This is a genomic window from Dolichospermum sp. UHCC 0260, from assembly GCF_009711985.1.
GTDB lineage: Bacteria > Cyanobacteriota > Cyanobacteriia > Cyanobacteriales > Nostocaceae > Dolichospermum > Dolichospermum lemmermannii.
This window is the reverse complement of record NZ_VIKZ01000047.1, coordinates 25,058-34,437: the sequence shown is the minus strand read 5'-3', so window position 1 is coordinate 34,437 and position 9,380 is coordinate 25,058. Positions and strand designations below refer to the sequence as shown.

Annotated in this window: 7 protein-coding genes; 4 read left to right on the top strand and 3 right to left on the bottom strand. The window is 39.0% G+C overall.

What is annotated here, in order from left to right; all coding sequences use genetic code 11:
- Positions 1-654, bottom strand: a 654-nt coding sequence (locus FJR08_RS17435; protein WP_168634014.1) for a site-specific DNA-methyltransferase, incomplete at its 3' end; no start/stop codon positions are given.
- Between the two features lie 427 nt (positions 655-1,081).
- On the opposite strand from FJR08_RS17435, the gene FJR08_RS17430 reads away from it, so the two are divergent.
- The 4 genes from FJR08_RS17430 to FJR08_RS17415 all read left to right on the top strand — a co-directional run bounded on the left by FJR08_RS17430 (position 1,082) and on the right by FJR08_RS17415 (position 4,208).
- Complete coding sequence (locus FJR08_RS17430; RefSeq protein WP_323294512.1) at positions 1,082-2,299, top strand: DUF4336 domain-containing protein; 1,218 nt, start codon at positions 1,082-1,084, stop codon at positions 2,297-2,299.
- A 405-nt stretch (positions 2,300-2,704) separates the two neighbouring features.
- A complete protein-coding gene (locus FJR08_RS17425; RefSeq protein ID WP_168634012.1) occupies positions 2,705-3,286 on the top strand; it encodes a Uma2 family endonuclease in 582 nt (193 codons plus the stop codon).
- Positions 3,287-3,642: 356 nt separating this feature from the next.
- Entirely contained in the window at positions 3,643-3,873 is a 231-nt protein-coding gene (locus FJR08_RS17420) for a hypothetical protein (RefSeq protein WP_168634011.1), read from the top strand.
- A gap of 71 nt (positions 3,874-3,944) precedes the next feature.
- The gene (locus FJR08_RS17415; protein WP_168634010.1) at positions 3,945-4,208 is read left to right on the top strand and encodes a type II toxin-antitoxin system RelE/ParE family toxin; all 264 of its coding nucleotides are present in this window, start codon (positions 3,945-3,947) and stop codon (positions 4,206-4,208) included.
- Positions 4,209-4,344: 136 nt separating this feature from the next.
- Here the strand turns inward: FJR08_RS17415 and FJR08_RS24295 are convergent, their stop codons facing one another.
- Both FJR08_RS24295 and FJR08_RS17400 read right to left on the bottom strand, forming a co-directional pair.
- Positions 4,345-6,858 carry a serine/threonine-protein kinase gene (locus FJR08_RS24295; protein ID WP_323294511.1) on the bottom strand — a complete coding sequence of 838 codons (2,514 nt, stop codon included), beginning with the start codon at positions 6,856-6,858 and terminating at the stop codon, positions 4,345-4,347.
- Positions 6,859-7,033: 175 nt separating this feature from the next.
- Positions 7,034-9,112 carry an NAD(P)H-quinone oxidoreductase subunit 5 gene (locus FJR08_RS17400; RefSeq protein WP_168634009.1) on the bottom strand — a complete coding sequence of 693 codons (2,079 nt, stop codon included), beginning with the start codon at positions 9,110-9,112 and terminating at the stop codon, positions 7,034-7,036.
- Positions 9,113-9,380 lie beyond the last annotated feature (268 nt).

Sequence of the window (9,380 nt, the reverse complement as noted above, 5' to 3'; positions counted from 1 at the left end):
CATTCTAAATCCTTCAACTTCTCCATTGTGTACTGCTAAAATAGCTTGATTTAATGCTTTAATAGCATTATTTTTTTGTTCTTCACTTAAATCAGAATTTTTGATTAATTCCACATATTTTTTACCTAATTTATCAGAGGGTTTACTTTTAACGCTTTTGTTAAAACTATCCAAGTGTTGTAAATAATTATCCAAATTAAAATAATAATCTTTTGATTTAGCAAATATGAAAAAAGGTTCTGTAGCTTGTATTAATTTTCTTTTATCTTGACGTGGTGTAGGATTGAGTTTTGACCATGTAATTTGATTAATAAGAAAAATATTTTGATTTTGGGTGGCTTGAATTGCAAATTTATAAGGAATTAGAGATAAACTTCCGTTGATATATTTATCTCCTAAATTAAAAACTATTACTCCAGTTTTTTTTAAAACGCGCACACATTCCCCAAAAACTGTGAGGATATTTTTTAAATATTCTGATTCAGTTGTTTCATTACCAATACCTAAATCACCATTTCCATAATTACGTTGCTGAAAATATGGTGGTGAAGTAATGATTAAATCAAAAGTATCATTTTCTATTTGTTTGAGTACAGATAAATTATCCCCAAGAATAATTTTATTTTTGAGGTCTGATATTGCTCGTAATTTCATGTGACTTTATGCAATTTAAATCTAACTGCTAATTAATATATTTGAGTGTAACAGTTTTTGTGTCTTTTGAAATATCCTCTAAATAAAATTTAATAATTTAACTTTTCAAGCATCAATCACACGCACATAAGCAGTAAATCAGAAAAACAATGGCGTGATGTTTTGGGGATAATTAAGTTACAAGCAGATAATTTGGATTATGCTTATTTAGCCGAATGGGCGGAAAATTTAGATTTAGTTGTTGATTTAAGTGAGGTATTAACTCAAGCTGGAATATGAAATAAATATAAAAATCTCTCATGCTGAGAAAACCAACTTCTCTAAGAAGTCAGAAATCTTATGTTTATCACTGCCATAATTTGCTAAACTCCTAATTTGGAAAAGCAAACAAAAATCTCAGCAGCAGGTATTGGGGGAGGTTCGCAAAGTGGTGGAAAGTGAAGACATAGAACAAATTTATCCCCAGGATTTTTCATGGCGGTTTTGGCCTGTTGTGCCAATTTATCCTTATGGTCAACGGCATACTATCCGTAAAGAAGTTGTCAAAGATACTATCTGGACTTTTGATCAATTGCAGGGAATTTTCTATGTAGTTGTGCCAATTCGCATGACTGTAGTTAAGCTGGAAAAAGGCGGTCTGCTGGTTTATGCACCTGTCGCACCTACTGGAGAATGTGTCCGGTTGCTGAATGAGTTGGTGGCAGAACACGGTGATGTTAAGTATATTATTTTGCCTACGATATCGGGAATAGAACATAAAGTATTCGTTGGTCCATTTGCGCGACGCTTTCCCACTGCACAGGTATTTGTCGCTCCCGGACAATGGAGTTTTCCGATCAATCTGCCTTTGAGTTGGTTGGGTTTACCCGGTAAACGGACTCATATACTGCCTGAAAATAGCCAGGAAGCCCCTTTTGCTGAAGATTTTGATTATGCAACCATCGGACCGATTGATTTGGGTTTGGGTAAGTTTGCAGAGGTGGTTTTTTTCCACAAGCGATCGCACATTCTCTTAGTTACAGATACCATAGTTTCAGTACCAGCAGAGCCACCTGCAATTGTCCAACTTGACCCCTATCCCTTACTCTACCACGCGAAGGATAAAGCCTTTGACATCGTTGCAGATACCTCAGCAAACCGCCGTAAAGGGTGGCAGCGAATCACATTATTTGCCTTGTATTTCAGTCCCAGTGTGTTAGAAGTACCTACATGGGGTGAAGTATGGCGTGATGCCGAAAAAGCTCCAGAACGTTCGAGAAAAGCCTATTTCGGGTTTTTCCCCTTCCAATGGCGGGAAAATTGGCAAGATTCATTTGATATTTTACAAGGAAATGGGCGGATATTTGTTGCCCCAATTTTACAAAGTTTGATTTTAAATCGCGCACCCACAGAAACAATAAATTGGGCTAATAAAGTTGCCAGTTGGGATTTTCAATGGATTATTCCCTGTCATTTTAATGCCCCGATTAAAGTCGAACCGCAACAATTTCGTCAAGCATTTGCGTTTTTAGAAAAACAGCCTGTTGAGGGTTTAGTTAGTAGCAATAGCTATTCTTTGCCGGAGGATGATTTTAAGTTATTGAGAGATATTGATTCAGGTTTAAATAAGTTGGGTATTGTGCCACCAGCAAAAGAGAAAGTGTAATTATAAATAAACTGACAATGAGGTAGGTGTTTCAGTCTGTACACTTAGCATAAATAGACATCAGGATTTTTTATGAATATTTATCTGGGAATATTTCGGGTTTTAAAAATGAGTTTTTTTCTACATCCTGTACATCCTTAAATCCTGGAAATCTATCATTTGTCAATAGGTAAATGACAAAAATACCTTTGTTTCGGGTTTGATTTTTAGTTTGCCCCTTTGCCTTTGCAAGAAATAAAAAATATTAATAATTGCTATACTAGAAAAATTACAATTATCTCATACAGCACTTTCCGGTGTTATGAGGTACATATCCAGCGGGCAAGATGCCCGCACTACAAGAGTTTCATAATTCAAGTTTGTACCTCATGAGAGCGAAATCTGCTGTAGTAACCGTAAAAATATATGACTCTTAGCCAATTTCAACCCTATATTTCCATAGAAGAATACTTACAAGCTGAAAAATCTAGCCCTATTAAACATGAATATATCCAAGGGCAAATTTACGCAATGGCTGGTGCTAGTGATGCCCATGTAACAATTACTGCTAACTTAGTTGCCCTTTTAAGAAATCATATTCGTGGTACAGGATGTCGGCTTTACGTCGCTGACATGAAAGCAAGAATTGAATCTCTAGATATTTTCTATTATCCTGATATTATGGTAACTTGCGATTCAAGAGATACACAGTTTGAATATTTTAAACGATATCCGAGTTTAATTATTGAAGTTTTATCACCTTCTACAGAAGCCTTAGATAGAGGTGATAAATTTAGTGATTATCAAGAATTAGACACTTTACAAGAATATGTTTTAGTTAGTCAAAATCGGCAACGAATTGATTGTTTTCGGCGCAATTCCGAAGAAAGATGGGTTCTTTATAGCTATAGAGGAAATCAACAATTAGAATTAACCAGTGTGAATTTTTCTTGTCCTCTCGCTGATGTTTATGAAGATGTTGCTTTTCCTCCAAATTTAAGTAAATAAAATTCTAAAGATGAGTTTTTTTAATTATAAAAATGCTTAATTGTCTGATAGCGTAGCGTGGCGCAAGCCATATCAGGATGTCCAAGATTAGAGGATTTACAGGATTTTTTATGAATATTTATTTGGGAATATTTCAGATTTTCAAGATAGTTTTTTCTTCATCCTGTACATCCTTAAATCCTGGTAATCCTGATTCTGACAGGAGGGTGTGTAAGCGTTGCGTAACGCACCAAAATTGTTAAATTTAATCTCATGAATTAATGTGAGTTACGTCGCGCTCCTAATGCACACTAAGAACTTAAGATTGAGTTATTATTAGTATAATAAACTGGTGAAGTTCAAAAGGAAATTAGATTATGTCATCTCCAGCAATTACCACTGTAGTTAAAATGATGGAATCTTTACCTCAAGATTTACAAGACACAATTGCAGAACATCTGAGAGAATATTTGGCAGATTTGCAAGATGAACTTAAATGGGATAATTCATTTAAGAAAACTCAAGAAAAATTGATTGCATCTGCTCAACGTGCTAGAAGAGAAATTGCCGAAGGACTTGCAAAACCAATGGACTATGACAAATTATAAATTCAGGATTTTGATCTGGCTTCAGAAAAATATACATTTGGTGTATATACAGTTAGAGGTTATAAACACCTATGAAGTCAGCAACCCTTCCTTCTTTTTGGGATGAATATCAGTCTCTTGACAAGCAAGTTAGACAGAGTGCGAGGAAAGCTTACCGCTTATGGAGAGAAAATCCTTTTTATCCGTCTTTGCATTTCAAATGTATAAATAACCAGGAAAATATTTGGTCTGTGAGGATAAATCTCAATTATCGAGCAATTGGCGTTTTGGATAGTGATACAGTTACATGGTTCTGGATTGGTAGTCATGACGATTATGAGAGTTTTTTTTCATAGTTAAAATCAGCATGATCAGGATTAGAGGATTAAGAGGATTTGAGTGGTAATTTTATTTTTTCAGATTGGGAATTTTTAAGATTAGTGGTTTTTCTTCATCCTAAAAATACTATATCCTGATTATGAAGGTTATATGTTAAAGGTTACAAGTCTCGACGCGAGAGAAGAACCAAGCCCATAAACCCATACCAAACGAAGACCCGCCCGCCTCATATATTACCTCCCATTTACCCATCATCAGCACTTTAATTTCACTTAAATGACCTACGGGGAGGTGACCTTCTGGTGCTTTTATATCAAAAGTAATATCTTTGTATAACAACCAGCTACTTTCCTTTTCTTTGTTTTTCTTCCAGCCTACGGTTTGTCCGAACTTATCCCAGTCTTGTAAATTCAATCTCGACCCCAAATTTTCATAAATGCGGTTTTGGACAGAGAAGCCGAAACGCCCATTGCTGTATTCTAACCATAATTGGTCTATAGTTTGGAGGTCTTGACAGGGAAATTTATCAATACTTTCAACATCTAACCAACCTTCCTTTGTGCGTTTCGCAACCGCTAACATTACCTTTTTTGTTTCTTCATCAGCTTGTTTCCATTTCCCAGTTGCAAGGAAGTCACGCAGTTTGCTGTAGTTCATGCCCATATCTGATATGAGTTCAACATCATCTAATTGTGATAGCTTGAGATGTTTAATTTCAGATTGAGATTTTGTATTAGGAGTACCACAAGTGTCGAAACGAGAAAGTAGACACCCCCACCAATCTAATTTTCTCCCCTCACCTACACCGCCACTGCCACCCCCAGCTACCATTCCCAACACTGGTAGGTGGCCTTCCGGTGCTTTTATATCAAAAATAGTTTCACTACTACTATCTAACCAACTTCCTCCTTTTCTCCACCCTACTGTGTCGCCAAACGCGTCCTTAATTTTTTCGTCGTACTTCCTCGTTCCACCCAAATTCTCATAAATCCGTTTTTGGACAGAAAAGCCAAAGCGACCATTACTGTACTTAACCCACAAGTAGTCAATAGTGCGAAGGTCTTCACAGGGGAAATTGTCAATATCTTCTTTAACACGCAACGATTCTTGCTGTTTTGCAACGGACAACATTACCCGTGCTGTTTCTTCATCAGCTTCTTCCCACTTCCTGGCAGCAAGTAAGTTACGCAGTTTCCTGTAGTCCATTCCTACTGCTGATATTTCAAGCGATTCTAAAGAAACTACAGAAGCTAATTTGGGATTTTGAATATCAGACTTTGAATCGGGAAGATAACAAGTCTCGACGCGAGAGTAGAAGCCAGCAATTACCATAGCTAATATTCTAACTACAGCCTCTTGGACTCCTAGTATACCTCTATACTCCCTACCTTTTCCCAATGTTGGGAGGAAGGCTTCTGGTGCTGTTTCATCAAAAGTAATATTTTTGTAATACAACCAGTTTCCTTCTTTTCTCCATCCTACTGTGTCGCCAAACGCGTCCAAAACACTTGGGTTGAACTTCCTAGTACCCCCCATACTTTGATAAATGCGCTGCTGGACAGAAAAACCAAAGCGTCCATTGCTGTATTTCACCCACAATTGGTCAATGGTGTGGAGGTCTTCACAAGGGAAATTATGAATGTCTTCAGCATCTAACCAATCTTCCTCTTCTCTTTTCGCAACGGATAACATTATCCGTGCTGTTTCTTCATCAGCTTCTTTCCATTTCCTTGCTGCTAATAAGTTACGCAGTTGAGTATAGTCTATGCCTACGGCTGATTTTAATTCTACTGCTTGATCTAGAGACATTTCATCCAACACCTCTAGAATGGGTGGAATAAGCAAACCCAATAATTCCCGAAACTCTCCCACAGTTTGAGGACGGTTTTCTACTTCCAACTCCATACCCTTAATAATCGCATCATTCACCCTTTTGCTAATGCGAGAATTATAATACTGTGGTGGTTCTAAAGGTAAAGCACCATACTTGCGAATAATGGACTCATGTATATATTCATCCTTATCTTTCAGTCCATCCGCAGTCAATAAATAATAAAGTGTTGTCGCTAAAGCATAAACATCCGTATAAAAACCTAACTGTTCACCAGGAGTATACTGTTCTGGTGGTGCATAACCAGGGGTGCGTCCATCCCTAGTTGTGAATTTATCAATATTACAAGCTAAACCAAAATCAACTAAAACCGCTTCCTTTTTGCCGCGACGTAAGACCATATTATGGGGTTTGATATCCCGATGAATCATCCCATCTTGTTGGTGAATATATTCCAAAGCTTGTCCGATTTGGTCAATATATAATAGTGCATCATCTTCCGATAATTGACCATTTTCATCCACATAATCATTCAAATCTACACCATCAATAAATTCCATCACCATTCCCCAAAGTCCATCTTCCTGAATCATCTTATAGACTTTGACAATATGGGGATGAGAAAAAGCGCGGAGATTAAAAGCCTCATTAACAAATCTTTCCTGTTGCTTAGGAAAATCCTTAGCCCTTTGTCGCTTCCCATTCAAAGTTTTGATAGCGACTAACTCACCCGTACTTTGTTCTATCGCACTATATGTAATCCCAAAACCACCTTCACCCAAAACATTTTGAATGATATATTTACCGTCATTAATAGATTGATGGGGTGTCCACATGGTAGATGAAAATAGATGTTTTTATACCTTTCTTAACAATCTTATCTCAAATTAACCTATATGCACAATTACTTATTTTCTTCCTTCGTGGTTCATTAACTCTGCGCCTTTGCTCCTTAGCGACTTTGCGCGAAACCTTCATAATCCAGGGGCGGACAAACCGCCCCCATTAAAATCAGGTAACACCAAAAACAATCACCAAGCCCAAAACAGCCCCAAAAACGATCAAGGCATAGAATTGAACCCGACCGCTTTCCAAGTATTTCAAACCTTCACCACTGACAAGAGTAAAGAAACCCGTGAGATTAACAGCGCCGTCAACAACACGGAAATCAACTTCCATAACTTGTCTAGCCACACGACGCAAACCGAGAACAAACACACGATGATAAATATCATCAAAGTACCATTTGTTCAAAGATAGATCGTATAGCGGTTGAATGTTTTTAGCGATCGCACTAGGATCAATTTTGCGAGCCAAATACATCAGCACCGCCAAAGTAATCCCAATCACAGAAACCGCCACAGAACTACCCGCCATCACATAAAACTCATGGGGGTCAAATTCCGCAGCCTTTTCCATAACTTCCGCTAAAGTTTCGCTAGGAGGAAAGATAAACTGCTCAAAATAATTGGCGTAGGGAGTACCCACCAAACCAATCAACATTGAAGGAATAGCCAACACCACCAACGGTAAACTCATCGTCCAAGGAGACTCATGAGGCTCATGGCTGTGGGAGTCATGGGAGTGACTGGCCAATTCACCCTTTTTCATCGCCCCAGGACCAAAATTAGGCACTAGTTCTAATGTCCCTGACTTTTCAGCCAAAGCAGCAGCCGCATTTTTGAGTTTTACCTTGATTTTCTCGTCATTACCCCGGAATTTACCTTCAAATGTTGAGAAATACATTCTAAACATATAAAAAGCTGTAATCCCCGCTGTCACCCAACCAATAAACCACAGGAAGGGGTTAGCAGCAAAAGCAGCACCGAGAATTTCATCTTTTGACCAGAAACCAGCAAAGGGAGGAATCCCCGCAATGGCCAAGCAACCAATCAAAAAGGTGAAACTGGTCACGGGCATATATTTCCGCAGTCCGCCCATTAAACGCATATCCTGCGCTAATACAGGGTCATGACCCACAACTGCTTCCATGCCATGAATTACCGAACCAGAACCCAAGAATAGCATCGCTTTAAAATAAGCGTGGGTCATGAGGTGGAATAAGCCGGCACTGTAAGCACCCACACCCATAGCCATGATCATGTAACCAAGTTGGGAAATGGTGGAATAAGCCAAACCCTTCTTGATGTCGTTTTGGGTAATGGCGATAGTTGCCCCTAAAAACGCTGTAAATGCCCCAGTATAAGCAATTACGTTCATTGCGGCTGGGACATTTTCAAATACTGGGTACATCCGGGCAATTAGGAATACACCCGCCGCTACCATTGTTGCCGCATGAATTAGGGCAGAAATAGGTGTAGGACCTTCCATGGCATCTGGTAGCCAGACATGGAGGGGGAATTGGGCAGATTTAGCCACAGGGCCAAGGAAGACGAGAATCGCTAGGACAATGGCGAGGAAATTGCTAATAGAGCCGGTTTCTACTAGGTTGGATAGGCGATCGCCCATAACCATGAAATCAAAGCTGCCTGTCGCCCAGAACAGCCCCAAAATGCCCAATAATAAACCGAAGTCACCGACCCGATTTGTGACAAATGCCTTTTGACAAGCATCTGCTGCGGCTTTGCGGTCATACCAAAAGCCCACTAGGAGGTAGGAACACATCCCCACCAATTCCCAGAAAATGTAAACTTGTACTAGGTTGGGACTGACCACCAAACCTAACATGGAAGAGCCAAACAAGCTGAGATAGGCATAAAACCGCACATAACCCGGATCATGCGCCATGTAGCCATCGGTGTAAATCATCACCAAAACGGCTACTGTGGTGACAATCACCAGCATTAGAGATGTCAGGTGGTCAATAGTGTAGCCCATCGTCAGGTGAAAATTCCCGGCTGCTACCCATTCCACAGTCCAAAGATAAGACGCATGGCCTTGAAATTGACTCCACAGCAAAGCCAACGACAGTGCCATAGAAGCCCCCATGAGGGAGATAATAACTACAGCATTCAACTGTCGCAGGCGGTTTGTCACCTGATTTATCGAGATTAGCCCTAGACCGACCAGCATTGCTCCCAAGAGAGGTAATACTGGAATCAGCCAGGCATACTGATAGATTACTTCCATCACTAACGCCTACTTTTAGAATTCTGTACAAATATATTGAATTGAGAAGATGCCCAAAAAATGAAAATTCAATTGGGGATTGCTGATTGAAAAGAAATAAGCTACTTCTGATAGCCCAATACTTTCAAGTTAGCTTGAATTTTCCCACTTCAAACTTGAGTTAACTGAATAATCAGAACTGCTAATAATTGTGACACACACCCTTGAGGATAAAATACCCCACCTGATACCCTTTAGGTGGAGTGTTAAGCATGGTTTTATATTTGGT

Coding starts and splice junctions, on each gene's coding strand:
- FJR08_RS17425 (WP_168634012.1), top strand. CDS start 2,705: ATGACTCTTAGCCAATTTCAACCCTATATTTCCATAGAAGAATACTTA.
- FJR08_RS17420 (WP_168634011.1), top strand. CDS start 3,643: ATGTCATCTCCAGCAATTACCACTGTAGTTAAAATGATGGAATCTTTA.
- FJR08_RS17415 (WP_168634010.1), top strand. CDS start 3,945: ATGAAGTCAGCAACCCTTCCTTCTTTTTGGGATGAATATCAGTCTCTT.
- FJR08_RS24295 (WP_323294511.1), bottom strand. CDS start 6,858: ATGTGGACACCCCATCAATCTATTAATGACGGTAAATATATCATTCAA.
- FJR08_RS17400 (WP_168634009.1), bottom strand. CDS start 9,112: ATGGAAGTAATCTATCAGTATGCCTGGCTGATTCCAGTATTACCTCTC.